Annotated in this window: 21 protein-coding genes, 1 pseudogene and 1 other annotated feature; of the genes and pseudogenes, 14 read left to right on the forward strand and 8 right to left on the reverse strand. The window is 34.8% G+C overall.

Translation table 11 applies throughout. The features are described from left to right. Nucleotides 1–278: 278 nt before the first annotated feature. The 3 genes from pruA (at nt 279) to trpS (ending at nt 4,049) form a co-directional block, all read left to right on the forward strand. The gene (gene pruA / locus SLH48_RS18825) at nt 279–1,826 is read left to right on the forward strand and encodes an L-glutamate gamma-semialdehyde dehydrogenase (RefSeq protein ID WP_214484574.1); all 1,548 of its coding nucleotides are present in this window, start codon (nt 279–281) and stop codon (nt 1,824–1,826) included. Nucleotides 1,827–2,023: 197 nt separating this feature from the next. Then, nucleotides 2,024–2,286: a binding site (T-box leader), on the forward strand. A 93-nt stretch (nt 2,287–2,379) separates the two neighbouring features. Continuing rightward, nucleotides 2,380–2,949, forward strand: coding sequence for a hypothetical protein (locus SLH48_RS18830; RefSeq protein ID WP_320259409.1), 570 nt, complete (start codon nt 2,380–2,382; stop codon nt 2,947–2,949). Nucleotides 2,950–3,059: 110 nt separating this feature from the next. Next, complete coding sequence (gene trpS / locus SLH48_RS18835) at nt 3,060–4,049, forward strand: tryptophan--tRNA ligase (RefSeq protein WP_250886844.1); 990 nt, start codon at nt 3,060–3,062, stop codon at nt 4,047–4,049. Nucleotides 4,050–4,435: 386 nt separating this feature from the next. On the opposite strand, the gene SLH48_RS18840 is transcribed toward trpS, so the two are convergent. Next, the gene (locus SLH48_RS18840; RefSeq protein ID WP_320259441.1) at nt 4,436–5,710 is read right to left on the reverse strand and encodes a helix-turn-helix transcriptional regulator; all 1,275 of its coding nucleotides are present in this window, start codon (nt 5,708–5,710) and stop codon (nt 4,436–4,438) included. A 514-nt stretch (nt 5,711–6,224) separates the two neighbouring features. On the opposite strand from SLH48_RS18840, the gene SLH48_RS18845 reads away from it, so the two are divergent. Beyond that, the gene (locus SLH48_RS18845; protein ID WP_320259442.1) at nt 6,225–6,461 is read left to right on the forward strand and encodes a GNAT family N-acetyltransferase; all 237 of its coding nucleotides are present in this window, start codon (nt 6,225–6,227) and stop codon (nt 6,459–6,461) included. Nucleotides 6,462–6,728: 267 nt separating this feature from the next. Here SLH48_RS18845 and SLH48_RS18850 read toward each other — a convergent pair whose 3' ends face one another. Further along, complete coding sequence (locus tag SLH48_RS18850) at nt 6,729–6,866, reverse strand: hypothetical protein (RefSeq protein WP_320259410.1); 138 nt, start codon at nt 6,864–6,866, stop codon at nt 6,729–6,731. 338 nt (nt 6,867–7,204) lie between these two features. Beyond that, nucleotides 7,205–7,660: a metal-dependent hydrolase gene (locus SLH48_RS18855; protein ID WP_320259411.1), complete on the reverse strand. Its 456-nt coding sequence runs from the start codon at nt 7,658–7,660 to the stop codon at nt 7,205–7,207. Nucleotides 7,661–7,902: 242 nt separating this feature from the next. On the opposite strand from SLH48_RS18855, the gene SLH48_RS18860 reads away from it, so the two are divergent. The 8 genes from SLH48_RS18860 to SLH48_RS18895 all read left to right on the forward strand — a co-directional run bounded on the left by SLH48_RS18860 (nt 7,903) and on the right by SLH48_RS18895 (nt 16,485). Continuing rightward, nucleotides 7,903–8,823 carry a phosphotransferase gene (locus tag SLH48_RS18860; protein ID WP_320259412.1) on the forward strand — a complete coding sequence of 307 codons (921 nt, stop codon included), beginning with the start codon at nt 7,903–7,905 and terminating at the stop codon, nt 8,821–8,823. A 34-nt stretch (nt 8,824–8,857) separates the two neighbouring features. Further along, the gene (locus SLH48_RS18865) at nt 8,858–9,382 is read left to right on the forward strand and encodes a cysteine hydrolase family protein (RefSeq protein ID WP_320259413.1); all 525 of its coding nucleotides are present in this window, start codon (nt 8,858–8,860) and stop codon (nt 9,380–9,382) included. A gap of 101 nt (nt 9,383–9,483) precedes the next feature. After that, nucleotides 9,484–11,016, forward strand: coding sequence for a M1 family metallopeptidase (locus tag SLH48_RS18870; protein WP_320259414.1), 1,533 nt, complete (start codon nt 9,484–9,486; stop codon nt 11,014–11,016). Nucleotides 11,017–11,308: 292 nt separating this feature from the next. Then, nucleotides 11,309–11,599: an Asp-tRNA(Asn)/Glu-tRNA(Gln) amidotransferase subunit GatC gene (gene gatC, locus SLH48_RS18875; protein ID WP_320259415.1), complete on the forward strand. Its 291-nt coding sequence runs from the start codon at nt 11,309–11,311 to the stop codon at nt 11,597–11,599. Between the two features lie 13 nt (nt 11,600–11,612). After that, nucleotides 11,613–13,070 (forward strand): Asp-tRNA(Asn)/Glu-tRNA(Gln) amidotransferase subunit GatA, encoded by a 1,458-nt coding sequence (gatA, locus tag SLH48_RS18880; RefSeq protein ID WP_320259416.1) that lies wholly within the window; start codon nt 11,613–11,615, stop codon nt 13,068–13,070. 14 nt (nt 13,071–13,084) lie between these two features. Then, nucleotides 13,085–14,515: an Asp-tRNA(Asn)/Glu-tRNA(Gln) amidotransferase subunit GatB gene (gene gatB / locus SLH48_RS18885; RefSeq protein ID WP_320259417.1), complete on the forward strand. Its 1,431-nt coding sequence runs from the start codon at nt 13,085–13,087 to the stop codon at nt 14,513–14,515. A gap of 117 nt (nt 14,516–14,632) precedes the next feature. Beyond that, nucleotides 14,633–15,520 carry an aminoglycoside phosphotransferase family protein gene (locus tag SLH48_RS18890; protein WP_320259418.1) on the forward strand — a complete coding sequence of 296 codons (888 nt, stop codon included), beginning with the start codon at nt 14,633–14,635 and terminating at the stop codon, nt 15,518–15,520. A gap of 467 nt (nt 15,521–15,987) precedes the next feature. Then, nucleotides 15,988–16,485 (forward strand): DinB family protein, encoded by a 498-nt coding sequence (locus SLH48_RS18895; protein WP_214483957.1) that lies wholly within the window; start codon nt 15,988–15,990, stop codon nt 16,483–16,485. 264 nt (nt 16,486–16,749) lie between these two features. On the opposite strand, the gene cyoE is transcribed toward SLH48_RS18895, so the two are convergent. Both cyoE and SLH48_RS18905 read right to left on the reverse strand, forming a co-directional pair. Then, nucleotides 16,750–17,667 (reverse strand): heme o synthase, encoded by a 918-nt coding sequence (cyoE, locus tag SLH48_RS18900; RefSeq protein WP_214483958.1) that lies wholly within the window; start codon nt 17,665–17,667, stop codon nt 16,750–16,752. 198 nt (nt 17,668–17,865) lie between these two features. Next, on the reverse strand, nt 17,866–18,198 hold the full coding sequence (locus tag SLH48_RS18905) for a cupin domain-containing protein (RefSeq protein WP_214483959.1): 333 nt from the start codon (nt 18,196–18,198) through the stop codon (nt 17,866–17,868). A gap of 485 nt (nt 18,199–18,683) precedes the next feature. On the opposite strand from SLH48_RS18905, the gene SLH48_RS18910 reads away from it, so the two are divergent. Beyond that, complete coding sequence (locus tag SLH48_RS18910; RefSeq protein WP_214483960.1) at nt 18,684–19,022, forward strand: zinc ribbon domain-containing protein YjdM; 339 nt, start codon at nt 18,684–18,686, stop codon at nt 19,020–19,022. A 118-nt stretch (nt 19,023–19,140) separates the two neighbouring features. Here the strand turns inward: SLH48_RS18910 and SLH48_RS18915 are convergent, their stop codons facing one another. Both SLH48_RS18915 and SLH48_RS18920 read right to left on the reverse strand, forming a co-directional pair. Continuing rightward, entirely contained in the window at nt 19,141–19,926 is a 786-nt protein-coding gene (locus SLH48_RS18915) for a DUF817 domain-containing protein (RefSeq protein ID WP_320259419.1), read from the reverse strand. Nucleotides 19,927–20,391: 465 nt separating this feature from the next. Beyond that, a complete protein-coding gene (locus SLH48_RS18920) occupies nt 20,392–20,772 on the reverse strand; it encodes a nuclear transport factor 2 family protein (protein ID WP_214483962.1) in 381 nt (126 codons plus the stop codon). A 334-nt stretch (nt 20,773–21,106) separates the two neighbouring features. Between SLH48_RS18920 and SLH48_RS18925 the strand changes: the two genes are divergently transcribed. Beyond that, the gene (locus SLH48_RS18925; RefSeq protein ID WP_320259420.1) at nt 21,107–21,574 is read left to right on the forward strand and encodes a DinB family protein; all 468 of its coding nucleotides are present in this window, start codon (nt 21,107–21,109) and stop codon (nt 21,572–21,574) included. A gap of 75 nt (nt 21,575–21,649) precedes the next feature. Here the strand turns inward: SLH48_RS18925 and SLH48_RS18930 are convergent. Then, nucleotides 21,650–21,970 (reverse strand): annotated as a pseudogene (locus SLH48_RS18930) (GNAT family N-acetyltransferase); the annotation flags it as partial. Nucleotides 21,971–21,973 lie beyond the last annotated feature (3 nt).

Consider the following 21,973-nt stretch of genomic DNA (forward strand, 5'->3'; position numbering starts at 1 on the left):
CAGAAACAAACACGAAAATACAATGAGAGTTTCGTAACATCTTATCTTCTAAAAAACGGTTACATGGACAGCTACCGTCTAAATAGAACGATGATGTTACAAGCTCTCTTATTTTACGTGTAATCTGATTATAACCTGAATAAAAAGAGCATAGTTAAAGTGTACTATTCTTTTTAAAATTCCGACTATTTTCACGATGTTTGATGTAACTGATTTTATCAGTTAGAATGGTAAATGTAATATGTGTAAACGCTTAAAACAGTGGGGAGGAACGAAAAATGGTATTACCATACAAGCATGAACCATTTGTTGACTTTACTGTAGAGGAAAACAAACAAGCATTTGAAGCAGGGCTTGCAACTGTTGAATCTTATTTAGGTAAAGATTATCCACTAATCATTGGTGGGGAACGAATTACAACTGAGGATAAAATCACTTCAGTAAATCCTGCACAAAAAGATGTACTAATTGGTACTGTATCAAAAGCTAATCAAGAACTTGCTGAAAAAGCAATGCAAGTTGCTGACGAAACATTTAAAACATGGCGTAAATCAAAGCCAGAAATGCGAGCGGACATTTTATTCCGTGCTGCGGCAATCATTCGTCGTCGTAAGCATGAGTTCTCAGCATTACTTGTTAAAGAAGCAGGTAAACCTTGGAGAGAGGCAGATGCTGACACTGCTGAGGCTATTGATTTCTTGGAATATTATGGACGTCAAATGCTATCGTTAAAAGATGGCGTTCCAATTGAAAGTCGCAAAATTGAATATAATCGATACAACTACATACCTCTTGGAGTAGGTGTCATCATATCACCGTGGAATTTCCCGTTTGCAATTATGGCTGGTATGACAACAGCTGCACTTGTATCTGGGAATACCGTTTTATTAAAACCAGCTAGCACAACACCAGTTGTTGCAGCGAAGTTCATGGAAGTACTAGAAGAAGCAGGGCTTCCAGCAGGCGTTGTAAACTACATTCCAGGTAGTGGTGCAGAAGTTGGTGACTACTTGGTGGATCACCCTCGTACACGTTTCATTAGTTTCACGGGTTCTCGTGATGTAGGTGTACGTATTAATGAGCGCGCAGCAAAAGTTCACGATGGACAACTTTGGTTAAAGCGTGTTATTGCTGAAATGGGTGGAAAAGATACGATAGTAGTAGATAAAGAAGCTGACCTAGAATTAGCAGCACAATCAATTGTTGCTTCAGCATTTGGCTTCTCAGGTCAAAAATGTTCAGCTTGCTCTCGTGCTGTTATTCTTGAAGAAGCATATGACCAAGTATTAGATAGAGTTGTAGAGCTTACGAAAGAATTATCAGTTGGGAATCCAGCTGAATATGGTATGTTTATGGGTCCTGTAAATGACCAAGCTGCTTTTGACAAAGTGATGAGCTATGTTGAAATTGCTAAATCAGAAGGTAAGATCGTTGCTGGTGGTGAAGGTGATGACTCAACTGGCTGGTTTATTAAACCTACTGTAGTAGCAGATGTTGCAGAAGATGCTCGTCTTATGAAGGAAGAAATCTTTGGACCAGTCGTTGCATTCTGTAAGGCAAAAGATTTCGATCATGCGATGGATATTGCTAATAATACAGATTATGGTTTAACTGGTGCAGTTATTTCTAATAACCGAGACCATATTGAGCAAGCACGTGAAGATTTCCATGTAGGTAACCTATATTTTAATCGTGGTTGCACAGGTGCAATCGTTGGTTATCAGCCATTTGGTGGATTTAATATGTCAGGTACAGACTCAAAAGCAGGCGGACCTGATTACTTACTACTTCACATGCAAGCAAAAACAACGTCAGAAACGCTATAATTTTTTCTGATAAACATTTTATATGATCGTATACGAAGGTGACTCAAAATCTGAATCTGGAGTTCTAACTGTGGGGTTTTAAAATCAAACTGTAGAGCTGCGATCAGCATTTTTTGAGCCACCTTCTGTTGTTTTTTTCCATGGCATATGGTAATATTTTTTAACAACAAAAGAAGAATTTAGAATTATGAATTCTCGAAGAAGCAATGAAGAAGAAGAGTAAGTATGACGGAAGTTTTAGAGAGCTGACGGCAGGTGCAAGTCAGTAGCGGAAGTTGTACTGAATGGGCTCCTGAGCTCCAAACCGAAAGATTTGTTCAAGTAGGATTTGGCGACCATGCCTCTGCGTTAAAGAGGCGCATATTCGTACAATACGTTGTACCGATATGTTTGTGAAGTGAGCTTTTTCGTATGTATGAAAAGCTAATGAAGGTGGTACCGCGGGTTTCTCGTCCTTTTATAGGACAGAGGCCCGCGGTTTTTTAGTTTACAAGAGGGGAGTATCTTCTCGAAGCAATTGAGAATAAGGTATTTGTACAGAAGGCACCAGCTTTTGGATAGTAAAGTGTCCAAGTTGGATAGAAAGCACCCAGTTTGGACAGTAAAGTGCCCAAGTTGGGCAGAGAGCGGCTGCGTTAGGACAGAAAGCGCCCGTATTTGGATAGAAAGTGTCCGTATTTGGATAGAAAGCGGTGGTATTTGGATAGAAAGCGCCCGTATTTGGATAAAGGGGCAGGATTTGGATAGAAAGTGTCCGTGTTTGGATGTAAACGTCCAAGTTTGGACAGAAAGCACTTGTATTTGGATAGTAAGCGGCCTGTATTGGATAGAAAGTGTCCGTGTTTGGATAGAAAGCGCTCGTGTTTGGATAGTAAAAGTCCAAGTTTGGATAGTAAACGCCCGTATTTGGATAGTAAGTAGCGGTATTTGGATAGTAAATGCCCGTATTTGGATAGAAAGTGTCCGTGTTTGGACAGTAAACGCTCGTGTTTGGATAGTAAACGTCCAAGTTTGGATAGTAAACATCTGTATTTGGATAGTAAGCCACCCAAATTGGACAGTAAACGCCCACTTTTGGACAGAAAGCCACCAAAAGGACAGTAAACTAAAGCAATTAGCTTGATTAAATTCATCAACACTGAAAGGAGTGATTTTTTATGGAAGATGGTTGGTGGTGTAGGTTAAATGTAATGGCATATAACAACATTCATATTTATCAATGGAGGGATTTTGATGACTAAATTAGTGTCGGGAATACGACCAACGGGAAATATACATGTAGGGAATTATTATGGTGCAATGAAAGGGTTAATCGAACTGCAAAATAAGTATGATGCCCATTATTTTATAGCTGATCTTCACTCATTAACAACTCATCGTCAAGGTGAAAGATTAAGAGAGAATGTCATAAATGCTGCTCGCGATTACTTATCGGCTGGACTTGATCCAACAAAGTGTACGTTGTATGCACAGTCTTCAATTGCTAAACATATATGTGAATTGCACACATACTTTAGCATGGTTATGCCAATGGGAGAATTAATGCGTTGCCCCACATTTAAAGAAAAAGCAAAACGGCATCCAAGTAATGTTAATTATGGTTTAGTTGGTTATCCAGTGCTCATGACAGCAGATATAATGATTCATAAAGGTGAGGTAGTGCCAGTTGGAGAAGATCAGCTTGTCCATTTAGAAATTGCTAGAACGATCGTCCGCAAGTTCAATCATTTATATGGTGAGGTTTTTGTTGAGCCACAGTCTATTATTGACAATGCTGTAAGAATTCCATCCTTATCTGGGAAAGGAAAGATGAGTAAATCTGATTCAGATGATTCATATATTAGTATGACAGATCATCCACAAATCATTCAAAGCAAGGTCAAGAGAGCATACACAGATCCTAATAGAATATACCGTTCAGATCCGGGTAATCCAACTAAGGATGGGTGTAATGTATTTCATTTACATTCATATTTTACAGAAAAACAAATTGTAGAGGACATTCAACAACAGTGTAAAAATGCTGAAATCGGTTGTATGGAGTGTAAGAACATGCTCTCTCAATCTATTATTAATATTTTAGCTCCCATTCAAGAACAAAAAGTACAATACTCAGATGTTGATGTAATTGATATTTTAAAAATGGGGCAAAAGAAGGCAGAAAAATCGGCTGAATTGGTTATTGCTGAAGTTCGTAAAGCAATGGGGTTTATCATGTATTAGTATAAGGGGCTTTTCGAAATGCTCTTTGCGTAAACTTTGTAGCCATTGAAACTAACTTAGGACAGGAACAAATAAATTTAAGCAATTGACTTTGTTATAGTTTATAAGCAGTTATTTTTTAATATGAAAAGTAACAATTATTATGCAAACAGTTTTTCGTAAACTTATATTTAATTAGAACAGTTTCATGAGATTATATGCGCTCTTACATTTTAAAAGATACTACAAACGTTAGTGGGTGTGCATGTTCATTTCTTAATACAGAAAACAACAATCAATTCGAAAACGATCTATTATAAAGAGAGGGAGGTCAACGTTGATCCTCCCTTTTTTTCTATAGGTTATAGTAATTAAACGATCTTCTTACATCAAACAGTTTTTCTAACTCATAGCTCCATGCCTTTTTTAACATAATCATTAATCAGATCTTGATCTACAAAAGCAATAATCGGTAATATCTCTGAAATTCCTTTCGTTGAAACAGCATCTAAAGCGAGTTCGTTGATCAACTCCTTGTCAATAAAAGGGCATATAGAGGTTAATGAGCTTATACCATTTTCATTATAGCTGTATTTTGCGATGTCACTTAACGTATCACTACTTAAAAAAGGTGCGATTGATGTTAGAGCTTTAATTCCATTACTACGAAACTCTTTTTTTGCACAATCATTAATAACGTCTTGAGTAATAAAAGGAGCAATAGCTGTAAGACCTTTAATGCCATTGACCTCAAACTCTTTTTTTGCATAATCAACAATTACATCTTGAGTAATAAAAGGAGCAATAGCTGTAAGACCTTTGATACCATTGACCTCAAACTCTTTTTTTGCATAATCAACAATAATATCTTGATTAATAAAAGGTGCAATAGCTGCAAGGCCTTTAATACCATTGACCTCAAATTCTTTTTTAGCACAATCATCAATAACGTCTTGATTAATAAAAGGCGCAATAGCTGTAAGGCCGTTAATACCATTGACCTCAAATTCTTTTTTAGCACAATCATCAATAACGTCTTGATTAATAAAAGGCGCAATAGCTGTAAGACCGTTAATACCATTGACCTCATACTCTTTTTTAGCACAATCATCAATAACGTCTTGATTAATAAAAGGCGCAATAGCTGTAAGACCGTTAATACCATTGACCTCAAATTCTTTTTTAGCACAATCATCAATAACGTCTTGACTAACAAAAGGGGCAATAGCTGTAAGACTGTTAATACCATTGATTTCAAACTCTTTTTTAGCACAATCATCAATAACGTCTTGACTAACAAAAGGCGCAATAGAAGATAACTCTTTATTTGAAAGCTTACCTTTAATGGTATGAAAAACCTCATCAGCCTTATCTGTTTGAATTAAGGGTGCGACATTTGAAAATTCTTCTACAGAAACATCATTTTGTTCTAAATATTCTGCTGTATTATCCTCTATTATATTTTTTATTAATTGTGTTCCGTCTCCGTTGTTAAGGATCTCATCAATTGTCACATCAAAAATTTGAGCAAGTTCAGGGAGTTTAGAAATATCAGGCATCGTTTTACCGCATTCCCAATTACTAATTGCTTGAAAGCTAACTCCCAGTTTATCTGCTAACTCCATCTGTGTAATTCTTTTTGACTTTCTAAATTGTGCAATTTTTCTACCAACCATATTCATGTCAAACAAAACTATCACCTCTTTGATTTTTGATGCTTTAATTGTATCGGTTTAATTATTTAGTGTACATCAACTGATAGTTGAATAACGTCATTCTATATTTCAAGTAGTAGTTGAAGGATGTTTTTCGTATTAATGTTTAAACACATGGTTACAACAAGAGATTAAATCATTTTAAATATTGGACAACAATGACAAATAAAACGATTGCTGCCGTATTTATGTAAAATAAAAACAAAGTATATGAATAGCGTTTAATTAAAGGGAATGAAATGAACTATAGATGTTTAATAGAATTACTATCATTTTATTATCAATAAATGGTAAAGTAAAACAATTGAAGGAAAATGGAGGTTTATGGCTTATGAAGATTCTTAAGGCAACAGTAAGTGAGCTTTAAGTGTTAACGGAATTATTTGATTTGTATCGGGTATTCTGTAAGCAAAAGTCTGATGTTGGTGGTGCAAGAAAGTTTTTACGAGAAAGGTTGATTAATTAAGAAACAGTCATATTTATTACTTTTAATGGAGAAGACCCTCTTGGTTTTGTTCAGTTATATCCCTCATTTCCCTCTATAAATATGAGGAAGACATGGGTGTTGAATGATTTGTATGTGAAAGAAGCTGCCAGAGGTAAAGGGATTGGCGAAAAATTACTAAAGAGAGCGATAACCTTTGCTGAAGATACTGGAGCAAAGGGAGTACTTGAAACAGCAGAAGATAACATAACAGCTCAAAGACTGTATGAGTAAAACTATTTCAAAAGAGAAAGAAATCGTTATTATTTTTATACGATTTGAAGATTGGTAAAATTTAATGAAAGTAGGTAACTAGCTCTTTTCTTTTACTTTGGTTGATTTCGAATTAATTGTTGCTTTTCGTAATAAAGGTAAAATACATTTTAGGGGGATCTTTTCACATTTAAAGTCTCTAATACACATTAGTTGCTAACTTTTAAGTGAAAATTATGAAAATAGCCTTTACTTGTTTTTACTAAGCTGAAATCGTAAAAGGTATATTTAGATACCACCCCCACCACCATCATAATCACTGGGAAAACGGTGAGGTTTATCATCTTTATTATTGTCCCTTAAGGACAAGATTACAATAACTAGTAATAATAAAATGATAAAAATAATTAATAAAATCCACCACATATTACTTCACCTCCTATACAATTTACATAATAAAATGTAAAGCTATAAGAATGGATTCTTTGTAGAATATTCAAAAACATAAGACTGTTTTAGCAAAAGTTTGTATCCTTCTTAGGTGAAAGCAGATGAGTGTATTGACAAAGGCTATATGTTGTTATTGAGTGATCATTTATTGGTTTTTCCTGTTTATTTTTATTAATTTTTCACGTCTAAAGGTGAACTCTTTCAATGAGGTGGGGTAGAGTTTCCACCTCATTCACCGATCTTCAAGCTATGCTATAATCTAATGTTCAAGAACCACATATAGATGAGATTCCTGTAGTGGGAAAAAGTATAATTTAGGATATAAGCTTGTACGAGATAAAAATAAACGTAAAGAAACAAATTTGTTCGATGCTGCCTCCTGTTTTAAAAGTTATTGGTAAACGAATATAACGTCCAAATGGGTAGAAAAGCTTTACCCCAGCTGGTGTAAGCATATCGCCTAAGATATGTGAAGCTGTTCCAAATATGATTCCTGTCACGAGTGAAGTAGGTAATAAGCCATATAAAAAAGTTAATATTCCTACAAAGAGTAGACTATGAAAAAATGTTCTATGAGTAAAGAACCTTGAAATTATTGATGGTAGGATCGGAACTTTGTTACTTATTTTGCTTTTTGGATGGTCGATGTCTGGTAGGAGAGCGCCAATGGCTAGCCCAATAAAATATGATGTTGGGTCAGGAACTTGAGCCCATTCTATCATTGATAACCCTACCATTCCTGAAAATGCTAGATGAGTATGATATTGCATTCGATTCCTCCATGTTGATTTATCTATGATGTTTAATGCCTGTGTATTGTTTATACACGAAATAATGTGATATTTCAATGATTCTTTCATAGCATGTCGTTTGTCACGTTAGGAACTGAAGTACTTGTACTTGAGAACTTGAAAAGTTAACAAATATTTAAACAAACGTTTGATTAAAACTGTTTTATATAGAAATTACCAATCTTGTGTGAAATATTGATATTAACTTGGAGGTGTAACGTATGACCAATCCGTGGGATGCTGAGCAGGTAGTGTCACCTAAGCTTGCAAAGGATTTAATTGAAACACAGTTTCCGGATCTATATCCTGTTACGGTTTCATTAATGGGTAAAGGTTTTGATAATACTGTTTATCTTGTTAATGAAAAGTATGTCTTTCGATTTCCACGAAGAACAATCGCAGTTGATTTATTAAATACAGAAAATAGCTTACTTCCTATTTTATCGTCAGTTCTTCCACAAGCGATATCACATCCTATTTTCTTTGGAAAAAGTGTTACTGGAAAGTATCCGTGGCCTTTTACTGGGTATTATCGTGTTGAAGGTACACCGCCAAATACATTGTCAAAGCTTGAGAGAATGAACTCTGCAAAAATACTAGCAACTTTTCTCCGCTCTCTCCATGACTTTCCTGAAGAAAAAGCTAGATTGTTAGGTGTACCGTTTGATGAACTAAAACGATTAGATATTAGGAAAAGAAAGCCGGTTGCAGAAAAATATATAGAGCAAATAAAAACGCTACAATTATATGATCAAGTCTCATCATTAATGTCATACATAGAGCAAGTTGATCATATTGATGTAGAGCAAAAAAGCACACTTGTACATGGTGATATTCATATTCGTAATATACTAGTAAATGAGAACAACACAGTTTCAGGGTTCATTGATTGGGGTGACGTTCATATCGGACACCCTGCTGTTGATTTAAGTATTGTATATAGCTTTTTACCTCCTGAAGGCAGGAGCGTATTTTTTAGACATTATGGAAAAGTTGATGAAGAAACTTTATTGTTAGCAAAATTTAAAGCTGTATTTACGACAATCATACTTCTTATGTACGGTTATGATCACAATGATAGGAAGTTAATTGAGGCAAGTAAACAAAGTCTTGATCTAATTTTTTGTGAAGAAAATACTTGAACGTTGTCTAGATCAAAAAAATGGAGGATAAAAAATGAACAACTCAGCCTTACTTATCATTGATGTACAAAATGGTATGTTTTCTGAAAAAGACCCAGTTTACAAAGCCTCATGTCTATTAAAAACGTTGAAACAACTAATTTTACGAGCTAGATCGAAATCTGTACCAATCATTTACATTCAGCATAATGGACGTGAAGGACATCCGTTGGAATTAGGAACACAAGGTTGGGAAATCCATTCAGCAATAGAGCCGATGGCTACTGATGAAATCATTCAAAAAACTACACCAGATTCATTCTTTCATACAAGCTTAGCTGAAAAACTAGCGGAAAATAAAATAAATCATCTTGTTATTGCAGGAATCCAATCCGATATTTGTGTAGACACAACTTGTCGACGAGCTTTTAGTATGGGGTTTGATATTACGTTAGTTTCTGATGGGCATAGTACTTGGGGATCGAATGGTTTAACAGCTCAACAAATTATTGATCATCACAATGGCGTATTACAATGGTTTGCAAAAATAGCAAGTGTAAAAGAGATTCATTTTTCTTAGAACTTAGAAATCATCTAAGTTCTTTTTTCATGCACTTTATAGAATTTGAAGGATTTTACAATTATGTGTCGAATTGTATATGAATTAGGAAGGGGATAAACATGACAAAAAGAAAATTAACCAGTTTAGTACCTATTTTTATAGTTATTATTATAGTTATAGCAATAGGAGCATTTTTATATGTTCGAGAAACAGCAGAGACAACAATGAATAACGACGAACCTATGAATGAAAATAACATAGAAGACGAGATAGTAGAAGAAGCTGACACCCAAGATGAGCAAGTAGAAGAAGTTAACAATCAAAATGAGCAGGTTGAAGAAGTTGAGGAGCCAACATATAATGTTCTTGCACCTTTGCCGGGTGCTTCAGCTGATTACGACATTTCGTTAACTTTAGATGATCAAGGCGTTTTTCATATATCATCAACAATTGATGTGGAAAATCTCTCAGATGATGTTTGGCACGATGTAGCCTTTTATTTAGTTCCTAATGCCTTTATCGAAGAAAATAAACCAGAATTCATAGAGGGCAAAGCGGAAGTGTCAATCTTGTCAGTGGATCAAAATGGACAAGAGGCTACGTATGACTTACATAATAATAATTTGGTTATTCAACTAAATGAAGAAATAAACTCGGGACTAACTTCAACTATTTCTATAGACTACACACTAAAAATACCTGAAAAGGGCCTTCGCCTCTCTCAAAAAAACGGCAATTATTATTTAGCACATTGGTATCCAATGATAGCTCACTATCAAGAAGGCTGGAATATTGAGAATTATATGGCGAGAGGAGAATCTTATCATACCCCATACGGGAATTACACGATTTCTTATAAGTTACCAAAGGAATACTTCGTTGTAAGCTCTGCACCAGATGGTGAAGCAAAACCTTCTACCTCTGGAACGCTTCATGGAGAAAAAATAAAAGATTTCTATTTAGGCATATTAGAGCCTGATGAATGGCTAACAACTTCAATTAAGGTAAATGATACAAATTTACGTTTATTTGTACCTGTTGATGCTGATGACCTCTTACAAGAAGGTATGAAAGAAGCTGAAAAAGGCTTTAATTATTTTGAAAAGAACATTGGTGATTATCCATTTGAAGAATTAGATTTGATTGGTAACGATGGTGGGATGGAATATCCAAATGTAGTGGAAGTGTCTGATGCTCTACGTGAACAATCATTGCATACAATTATTCACGAAATTGCACATCAATGGTTTTATTATCTCGTTTCAAATGATCCATATCATGATGCATGGTTAGATGAAGGAATGACGGAATTTGCAACGACTGTATATTTTTATGAGCAAACAAAAGATGAAGACTTTAGTTTTGAATTTGCAAAACGCGTATCAACTTTAAATGAAACCGAAGAAAAAGTTAATTTAAGTTTAGATGAATTTACTAATAGTTATACAGGAACACTATACGGGAAAGTCCCCCTTGAGTTATGGGCGTTCTTCCAAACTAACGGAGGGCATGAAGAAGCTGTTAAGTTTTTATCAGCATATTATTCGGAGTTCCAATACGAATATGTTACGACTACAAAATTTGTTTCATTTTTTAATGCTTATTTTCAGAAGGATTATAGTGATTTTTTAGCTAACTGGCTAGAGTTTTAAGCGGAGCACGGAATCTATATGATGAGATTCCGTGTTTTTTATGGTTGCTTTGGCATTGATTTGTTGCTTTTACTACTAAAATAAACATTTGCACATTAAAATGGAGATCAATTGCATAAATGTAGTTGTTGCTGTCCTAAATTAGTCTCAATAGCACAATTTTCTTATTAATTAAGGTAGAGTGAAGTGATTATTTTGACTGGAATTGTATACTTCTATTGCTTTAATGGGCTAAAATTTGATATTATCAGTATATTGTGAACGGTCGAACAACCAATGGAGGTGACTTTATATGTCAAGGATTTCAGTCGATCAAGTGAAGCACGTAGCAAACTTAGCACGATTAGCGATTACAGAAGAGGAAGCAGCGAAGTTTACGAATCAGCTTGATGCAATTATCTCTTTTGCTGAAGAGTTAAATGAACTTGATACAACAAATATTGAACCAACTTCTCACGTGTTAAACATGACGAATGTTTTACGAGAAGATGTTGCAAAAGAAGGTTTACCTATCGATGAGGTGTTAAAAAATGCGCCTGATCACAAAGGTGGACAAGTACGTGTGCCATCAATTATAGAATAAGGAGGGGCGAGGCATGTCATTATTTGATCATAAAGTATCAGAATTACATAAACTTTTACACAAAAAAGATATTACAGTTACAGATCTTGTTGATGAGTCGTATAAACGAATTAACGAGGTTGAAGATAAAGTCAATTCCTTTTTAACGTTAAATGAAGAAAATGCACGTGCATATGCGAAACAATTAGATGAAGCGATTGGGAATAAGGATGAATATGGCCTTTTATTCGGACTTCCAATAGGACTTAAGGATAACATCGTCACAAAAAATCTTCGTACAACATGCGCGAGTAAAATCCTAGAAAACTTTGATCCGATTTATGATGCTACTGTTGTTAAAAAGTTATATGATGCTGAAACAGTTACAATTGGTAAGTTAAATATGGATGAATTTGCGATGGGATCTTCGAATGAGAATTCTGGTTTTCACGTAACAAGAAACCCGTGGAATACTGACCATGTACCTGGAGGTTCAAGTGGTGGCTCAGCAACTGCAGTTGCAGCAGGTGAAGTACTATTTTCACTTGGTTCTGATACGGGAGGGTCAATACGTCAGCCAGCAGCATTTTGTGGAGTTGTTGGATTTAAACCGACATATGGTAGGGTGTCTCGCTTTGGCTTAGTAGCTTTCGCATCATCATTGGATCAGATCGGACCAATTACACGTACTGTTGAGGATAACGCTTATTTATTACAAGCAATTGCAGGGCATGATCAAATGGATACTACTTCAGCTGACGTTGAAGTGCCTGATTTTATATCTTCCTTAACTGGAGATGTAAAAGGGTTGAAAATTGCTGTTCCAACTGAATATATTGGTGAAGGTGTATCTGAAGATGTTCGTAAGTCAGTTCTCGAAGCGCTAAAAGTTCTTGAAGGCTTAGGTGCTACATGGGAAGAAGTCTCACTTTCACATTCAAAATACGCATTGGCTACGTATTACTTACTTTCGTCTTCAGAGGCTTCGGCTAATCTTGCACGCTTTGATGGGGTGCGTTATGGTTACAGAACGGATAATGCTGAAAGCTTAATCGACATGTACAAGCAAACACGTAGCGAAGGCTTTGGCGAAGAAGTTAAGCGACGTATCATGCTTGGTACGTTTGCACTAAGCTCAGGATATTATGACGCATATTATAAAAAAGCGCAGCAAGTTCGGACATTAATTAAAAAAGATTTTGAAGATGTGTTTGAAAAATATGATGTGATTATAGGCCCTACAACGCCAACACCAGCATTTAAAATAGGCGAAAATATTGAGGATCCATTAACGATGTATGCCAATGATATTCTCACAATTCCAGTGAACCTTGCTGGAGTACCAGGTATTTCAGTTCCATGTGGACTCTCAAACGGGCTTCCGCTAGGCTTACAAATAATCGGTAAACACTTTGATGAAGCAACGGTTTATCGTGTTGCACATGCATTTGAACAAGCAACTGACCATCATAAAGCAAAACCAGTATTGTAAGGGGTGAGAAGAAGATGAACTTTGAAACGGTAATAGGGCTTGAAGTCCACGTAGAACTAAAGACAAAATCAAAAATCTTTTCAAGTAGTCCGACTGATTTTGGTGCCCCCCCAAATACGCAAACGAGTGTAATTGACCTTGGTTACCCGGGTGTGCTACCTGTGTTGAATAAGCAGGCAGTCGAATTTGGAATGAAGGCAGCCATGGCACTAAATTGTGAAGTAGCAACACATACTAAATTTGACCGTAAAAATTATTTTTATCCGGATAATCCAAAGGCTTACCAAATCTCTCAATTTGACAAACCAATAGGAGAAAACGGTTGGATTGAAATAGAAGTAAACGGTCAAAAGAAAAAAATTGGCATTACCCGCTTGCATTTAGAAGAAGATGCAGGAAAATTAACACACTCTGGGGGCGGCTATTCATTAGTTGATTTCAACCGTCAAGGAACGCCACTTGTAGAGATTGTTTCAGAGCCAGATATTCGTACACCTGAGGAAGCATATGCATATTTAGAAAAACTAAAATCCATTATTCAATTTACTGGAGTGTCAGATTGTAAAATGGAAGAAGGCTCACTGCGCTGTGATGCTAATATTTCTTTGAGACCAATTGGGCAGAAAGAATTTGGTACGAAGACAGAACTGAAAAACTTAAACTCATTTGCTTTTGTTCAAAAGGGTCTTGAATTTGAAGAAAGACGCCAAGAAGCAGTGTTACGTTCTGGTGGAATTATTGAGCAAGAAACACGTAGATATGATGAAGCAAGTAAAAAGACGTTGCTCATGCGCGTCAAAGAAGGTTCTGATGACTATCGTTATTTCCCCGAACCAGATTTAGTTGCTTTACATATTGATGACGAATGGAAGGAACGCGTACGTTCTGAAATTCCAGAGCTCCCAGACCAAAGGCAAAAAAGATATGTAGAAGAACTTGGGTTACCTGCCTATGATGCACAAGTACTTACACTAACTAAGGAAATGTCTGACTTTTTCGAAGCTACCGTTAACCACGGCTCGGACGCTAAGCTTGCTTCAAACTGGATAATGGGTGAAATCTCCGCCTATTTAAACGCTAATCAGCAAGAAATTACTGATATAGCCATTTCCCCTGAAGGGTTAGCAAGCATGGTCAAACTAATCGAAAATGGTACAATTTCATCAAAAATTGCTAAAAAAGTCGTTAAAGAGCTTATCGAAAAGGGTGGAGACGCCGAGAAAATCGTTAAAGAAAAGGGCCTCGTTCAAATCTCTGATCCAGCCCAGCTTACTCCTATTGTTGTTGAAGTGCTTGATGCAAATCCACAATCAGTTGAGGACTTCAAAAGCGGGAAAGAAAAAGCCATTGGCTTCTTAGTTGGACAAATTATGAAAAAAACAAAAGGTCAAGCGAATCCACCAATGGTCAACAAACTGTTGATGGAAGAAATAAAAAAGAAATAAGATATTACAAACACTCTTCAACTAATGCTTGAAGAGTGTTGTTTTGTTATAATAGAATTTATATGGAAAAATATGTATGTCGGATAAGGAGTTTACATTAGTAAGGGGGAGAATCAGTTGAAGTTTAATACGATTCCATTTCTAAAGGATGCTAAAAATGCAAAATTAATTCATGAAGGCTTTTCTGAAGATGAAAAATGGAAAATTGATGAATGTTATTTATTGAGATTCTATCCTAAGAGCAATATAGAAACTTTGACTTGGCAAGCTAATTTAATCGAGCAAGCATATGAGTCTGGTTGTCAGGTTCCAAATGTATATGATTTAGGTGTATGGGAAGAAATACCTTATATGATTGTTGATTATGTAAAAGGTAAAAATGCAGAATTGATGATGGATAAGTTATCAGAAGATGAGCAGTATGAACTTGGTAAGGAAGTGGGGGAGCTGCTTACTAAATTACATGCTGTACCTATTGCTGAGTCTTCAGTATGTTGGGAAGAGCTTTGGACAAAACGTGTTGAACGACTTTCACCACAATATAAAGAGATTTTTCAAAGTTCGTCAAGACACCTTTCAGTTCTGGACTTTATTAAGGACAATCTAGTATTAATGGCTAATCGCCCTGTTGCTATTCAACATTACGATTTACATCCTGCAAATATAATCGTTAAGCACAAAAAGCTTGTTGGTATGATTGATTTGCAGAAAATCACTATTGCTGACCCTTATCATGAATTTTATAAAATGGAGTATTTCACAACACCTATTAGTCAAGCATACGCTCGTGGTATCATCGATGGCTATCATCAGGATGGTGTGCCAACATTATTTTGGCAACTTCATCGTTTATATGCAGCGATACATATTATTTCTGCTAAAGTATGGGGACATCAAGTTGCTTTAGATCAAAAGGATAAATTTATGCGCCATACACTTAGAACGCTAGATGAATGGGACGATTTCAAAAGAGAGATTCCTAGTTGGTATAATAGCAATCATTAAAGAGATTAATAATGATATATTAGGTAGTTTAGTTATATTTTTTTGCATGTTTAATTAACATGAACATCAAAACTAACTTGTTTAATACATTCTCTTCGTAATTACACATATACAAATATCCGTAACTTCTAATTTACGTGTTTAGTACTTTTAAGGAGCGCTGTTTTACATACAGTTGTTTCTTTCCATACTTATAAACTATCGTTCGAGATACCTTGTCAACTTTCTGAATTTAAGAGTCCGGTTACAAAGGCTGTTTTCGCTTGTTTATTGCTTTTCGTTCTTAGATATATGAACGTACATCTAGCGTTTCTTTTCTATTTTTACAATTGTTGAAGTTTCATAAAACTCAAACAACAAATTTTACGAAACGACCCTTAATAAAAGTGTCTATGATAAACATGAAATCTGCTTGGGGATAATAAAATGTATTATCAAATAGTCCTTTAAAGGAGGCTACGATTAAATTGGATCAAAAAGAAGTTTTATTAGAACAAATGATAACTTGTCATGAGCAAAAGAATTGGTTTGTACCACTTACTGTTGCCCTTGAAGGGGTTTCAGCGGATCAGGCTATGTGGAAAGAAGGGGACAGCAACTCCATATGGGAAATAGTTAACCATTTAACTTTTTGGAATGAGCGATATTTGAAGTTTTTTAAGGGAGGTCCACTACCTCAAGGTAAAGTCGTTAATGATGATACGTTTGATTTGTCTAAGGTGAATGATTCTAACGAAGAATGGGTAACTGCCGTATCTCATCTTTGTAACATTATGTCTGAATGGATAGCTGTCGTGAAAGAAAGTGATCAAGATAAACTTTATAGCATAGCGCATATTGAGTATGGTACATCATGGTCTTCAATGATTGCTAACTTTAATACTCATAATGCATATCATATTGGCCAAATTGTTCAAATACGAAAGATACAAGGGATATGGGATTCATCAGCTGGAGTCAACTAAATCTCTAAAATTAAGCTGTTATCATTTACACCTTTTGTTAAGGTAGTTATGTGATAATGGAAAATGTTGTTATTTGTAAGGGTGGAAAACAGCTAAACTTTGTGGCAGTAGGTCTAAAATCAGTATCTCCATAAAAATGGTAAGAGTGCCAAAATGTCGACGCTGATACATCACCACTATCTGCATAAAGATTAGCTGTTTTTATATTGGAACTGGGAATGTAAATTTCTTTGAAAGTTACTAATGCCATCTTCAATATATGTTTTACAAGTCAAACAAAATTCCCATGAGAGAATAGATGATTACAGTTGAAAATAAGATAGTCATATGGAAAAGAGAAAATATAAACATTGACTTTGCCCATTTTTCCGAATCCATTCTTTTATAACCATAAATACTTAAAACAAGCCATGAAATACTTAACAGAAGTGCCACGAGCATTAACCCGGTGCTTAAAGATACGAAAAGAAAACTAATTAAAATTAATACAACTAAGTAGACATTTGTTTGTATATATGTTCTTTTAACCCCTTTGATTACTGGAAGCATTGGAACATTTGCAGCTTGATATTCACTGTGTTTCCGAATAGCAATAGCATAGAAGTGAGGCATTTGCCAAATAACTGTAATGACAAAAAGACCGAGAATGGCAGGGTGTGTAACATCTGGATAAATAGCAGCCCAACCTATAAGTGGAGGCATTGCTCCAGAAATACTTCCAATTTCTGTATTGTAAATTGTTCTTCTTTTGCTCCACATCGTATAAGGGACAACATAAAAAAACAAGCCCAAAAACCCGAGAAGTGCTGCTAAAGGAGTCGCTAATGATAATATTATTATTCCAATGATGGACATGAAGCTACCTAGCCATAGGACGGTCTTAGGCTGTATTTCTCCTGTCACAGTGGGTCTGTTTTTTGTTCTTTCCATTATTGAATCAATATCTCTGTCATACAAGTTATTAAAAGCTCCAGCTGCACCCATTACTAAAATAGAACCGATGGTAGCATAAATTATTTCAGGTATTTTCTCAATGAGATTCAATTGATACGTATATAAAGCCAATGTCAACCCAGCAAACATAGGAAACAGATTGGATTTAATGATCCCAGTCTTAACAGTTTGCGCTAAAATTTCCGATAATGTACGCTTTGACATTGTTAAGTTTTCTTCCTTATTCATGATGACCCTCTTCTCTTTGGACTAGATGATCTGAATGTTTATTACTATACTCGAGAATAACATGATTGATGTTGATCTACAAAATTAAAAGCTTACATTTTACATTTCATATTGAATTTACAAACTAATTGGTATGTTTGTCAAGAGAAGGGAGTTATAACTTATCTATTTGAAAAATGGTTATGTTATGCAATGTTATCATTTTGCAAGAGTGTACTCTGCTGGTGAAAAAATTACGATGACGGTAAGGTCTTTTTTTATGTCATAAAATTGATGTTTCACATTTTTCTCTACAAATACAAAAGATCCGTCCTTAACTGTAAAGTGATTCTCACCGACGAACATTTGTGATTCACCACTTATAATAAAATAAAGCTCATCCTCTGTATGTGGTTGTTGAGTATCAATCTCACCAGCTTTTAGCTCATATATACCTACACTCATTGAAGAGGTATTAAAAAACTCATTATATGAGTGTTCTGAGCCTTTGAATTTATTCATCAGCTCCTGTAGGTTAAATATATTCTCCATTTCGAATCAGCTCCTTATTAATCATTTATTATTCTGAATATTCTATAATATATTAATGAATTTTACAATTACATTTATATTTAAAATGAAAAACGAATATTAGAAGTTAGTTTGTTTTTCGTAATTGTTATTATTTGGGTTGTGAAAGGGGAGAATTCTACATTTTTGTAAAGGCTTTTTTCTAAATGGTATTAATTTAATAACAATATCAACAAAGTAAAAAAATCCTTAGAAATCGTTGTTTTCGCAATAATTGTAGCTTGTCGTAATAGAGCTAAATACGATTATGATTAACGTTCGTGGCATTTTTTCTATTTTTAAAATCTATGTGCGCTCATAAAACTCATCGTACTTCTCATTATTAATAACAATAGTAACAAAGTTAAAAAAGCCTTAGTAAATGTAATACAATGTTAACGCGATCGATAAGAAATGATAATATAGTTTCTATCGTTCAACTTATAGGAATGGATGGAGGAAAATAAATGAGCTTGCCAAATTGTCCGAAATGTAATTCACCATATACGTACGAAGATGGGATTCTACTAGTGTGCCCAGAATGTGCTCATGAGTGGAGTTCTGAGGGAGACGTCGAAAATAATGAAGATCAGAAGGTGATTAAAGATTCGAATGGGAATGTCTTGAAAAACGGTGATTCTATAACAGTCATTAAAGACCTTAAAGTTAAAGGTAGCTCATTAGTCGTAAAGATGGGGACCAAAGTAAAGAACATTCGTCTAGTTGAAGGAGATCATGATATTGATTGTAAAATTGATGGCCTTGGGGCTATGAAGTTAAAATCAGAATTTGTTAAAAAGGTATAGTGACACACAGCAGAAATATTGAACATTACATAAACATTTAGGTATATGATGTGGCTGTTAAAATGGAGACAAGTTATTAAAAAAAGAGAAGGAAGCTCCAAGTGGAGTTTTCTTCTCTTTAAATGGATATTTCACTTGACGGCTTCCTGTTGTTTTTTACATGTTTAAGCTCAGCAACGATCATGAAGCTGACAATAACAAGTAGGAGCCAAGAGCTGATTTTTCCAATATGCACAATCTCCCATGTCTGTTCTTGATTCGGATACGCCCATGCACCAAAAAAGGTAGCGATATTCTCTGCAATCCAAATAAAAAATCCTATTAGGATAAAAGAAAGTGCTAGAGGCATTTGATAAATTGTTTTGTTAACCGTAAAGGATACGAATGTTTTAAGGAAAACAAAGAGAATTGTAAGCTTTAATACCCAGCGAACATCAAAGATGAAGTGATGTGTGTAAAAATTAAAATAGATTGCAGCTCCTAAAATGATTACAATCCATGAAGGAGGCCAACTGTTCAATTTTAAATCAAATCTTCTCCATGCCTGACACATATAACTAGCTACACTTGCATACATAAACCCGCTATACAGAGGAACACCGTATATTTTTGTAACTGCGTTCTCAGGGTAAGACCATGATCCCATATGAACCTTATATAACTCAAGAGCAAGTCCAATTAAATGGAAAACAAAAATAACTTTAACTTCATCTGCAGTTTCATACTTAAATATTACTAATAAAATTTGAGTTATTACGCAAATGAGCAGTATAAGGTCATATCGAGCAAGAAAGGGAATTTCAATAAATTTTGTAAGTGCAAGGGAAAGAAAAATAATAACGGGAAAGACGCAGGACCGTGCCTGTTCAAAACCAAAATAGAAAAAGTTACGTAAATGTTTCATATATAAAGCACCTCATAAAACCCCAGTAATATAGTTGTAAGTATGGGTGGAAATGAAAAAAAAATCTATAGTAATAATTGGTTATATGTACTAATATTGGTTATTAATCGTAATAGTAGCATAGATGACTGCAAAGTACGATACACTAAGTAACAATTTAGTGAAGTTAAGTTAATTTCTAGTTAACTATCTATGCAAAAACGACAAGAAACAGCCCCGATTTTTTTCTTTAAAGGCTGTTTTCGCATTGATTGTTGTTTTTCGTACAACAAGAGTTCGTGACAGCTTTTCCTTTGTACAACGAAGACTAACAATAAAGACGACTGTTTATGGTAATGATAACAAAAACACCAAAGTTTACGAAAAGAGGCTTATATGGAGCTACGAATCGTTCTATGTAATGGTTATGTCGTAGGTGTGTGATTAAGAATAACGTAAATTGATGCGCAGGGAGTAACTTGTATGTTATTTCTCTATCTCAATGAATTCTCTAAGTAACTTCCAATTGTTTTCTTCTCGTCTCCAAATAAACATGCATTTCGCATATGCAGGTGAACCATTTATTATGCTAACCTTTGTGCCTAAAATGATATGTTCATCTCCATTATTACGTTCTGTAATAGAAAGGGGTTCCAATGTCATTTCAGTATTCTCATCATATTGTTGTAAGACTGCATTAATATCATAATTGTAGTCATATTGTTCGGGATGATTAAGGTTTGAATTTCCCCAAAACCCTATAAAATTTTTTGACAAATATTTTCTAATGTCATCTCCATTTTTACTTTTAAATCCCTCATTCCAAGACTTATAATATCGGTCCAACACTTCTTGAATGGTATCCATAGCATTCCCTCCTTATAAAATGATACGTATTAAATTTCAATAAAGACACTATTAATCCTTCAATAAATGTTCGACATGATATGTCAAGCTATACTTTCTCGTGCAACTGATGCTAGCTTTCGTGTCCGAGATTACTAGAAAAATGAATGGTCAATAAAAAGGGTTATATGATCATTTTGTTAATGTGCAGGAATTAAAACATCATGAATCGAAGCATATTTTATAGAGTAATATGCAATTTAATTGTAGGAAAAATAGGATTGGAAGTTGATAGACGTAAATGATCGTGTAATTTCGATTGTAACTAAGCTAAGCAGGTGTTAAGGAGGATAAGATGTGTAAAGATTATATAATTAAGAAAAAATTAATGTTAACTGACTGGAGTCAGTCATTAAATAATATGAGAGAGGAATTATGGCTCAAGCCTATTAAAAAGGGGTCTTGGGCTACAGGTGACATTATCTCTCATTTTAAGTTATGGGATATATTTCTAATAGAGAATAGGCTCTGTTATTTAGTTAGAGGAGAAGCTTTTCCAAAAATAGAAGTTGATGTTGAAGGTATGAATAAAAAAGCTTCTGACTATGCTAGGTCGGGTATTTCAAAGAATGATTTAATAGGTGAATTTATTTCAGTTCGTAAAGAATTGGTTTCTATAATAAATCATATTCCTGTAGAAAAATTTAATCAACCGTGTAAAGGTAAAGAGCATTTAACTTTATGTGATTATCTTTCAAGCATGGTAGATCATGATATACATCATAAAAAACAAATTGATGATTTCTTAGCAATGTCGTTGTGAAAAGCCTAGCTATTAGGATGGTTATATAAATCAATCAAATATACTCCGATAAAAGAGTATATTTGATTGATTCTGCTAATCTTTTTTACTTAATCGATATTCATCCTCTAACATACTCATTAAAATAGCATCATGGTATTGATGATCGTAATATAGTCTGTCCCGTTGTATACCCTCTTTTTTAAACCCCAATTTCTCATAAACATGTAATGCTCGTTTGTTAAACGAAAATACCTCCAGTTCGATACGATGAAGGTTTAATATTCCGAATCCGTATTCCAACATTAAGGAAATCGCTTCACTTCCGTAACCTTTACCTTGATGTTGATCAGCATCTATAGCAATACGTATGCTAGCACTGCGGTTAATAGTATCAATATCCTGTAAGGCGATGTCAAA

The sequence above is a fragment of the Cytobacillus sp. IB215316 genome, from assembly GCF_033963865.1.
Taxonomy (GTDB): Bacteria; Bacillota; Bacilli; order Bacillales; family SM2101; genus Nanhaiella; species Nanhaiella sioensis.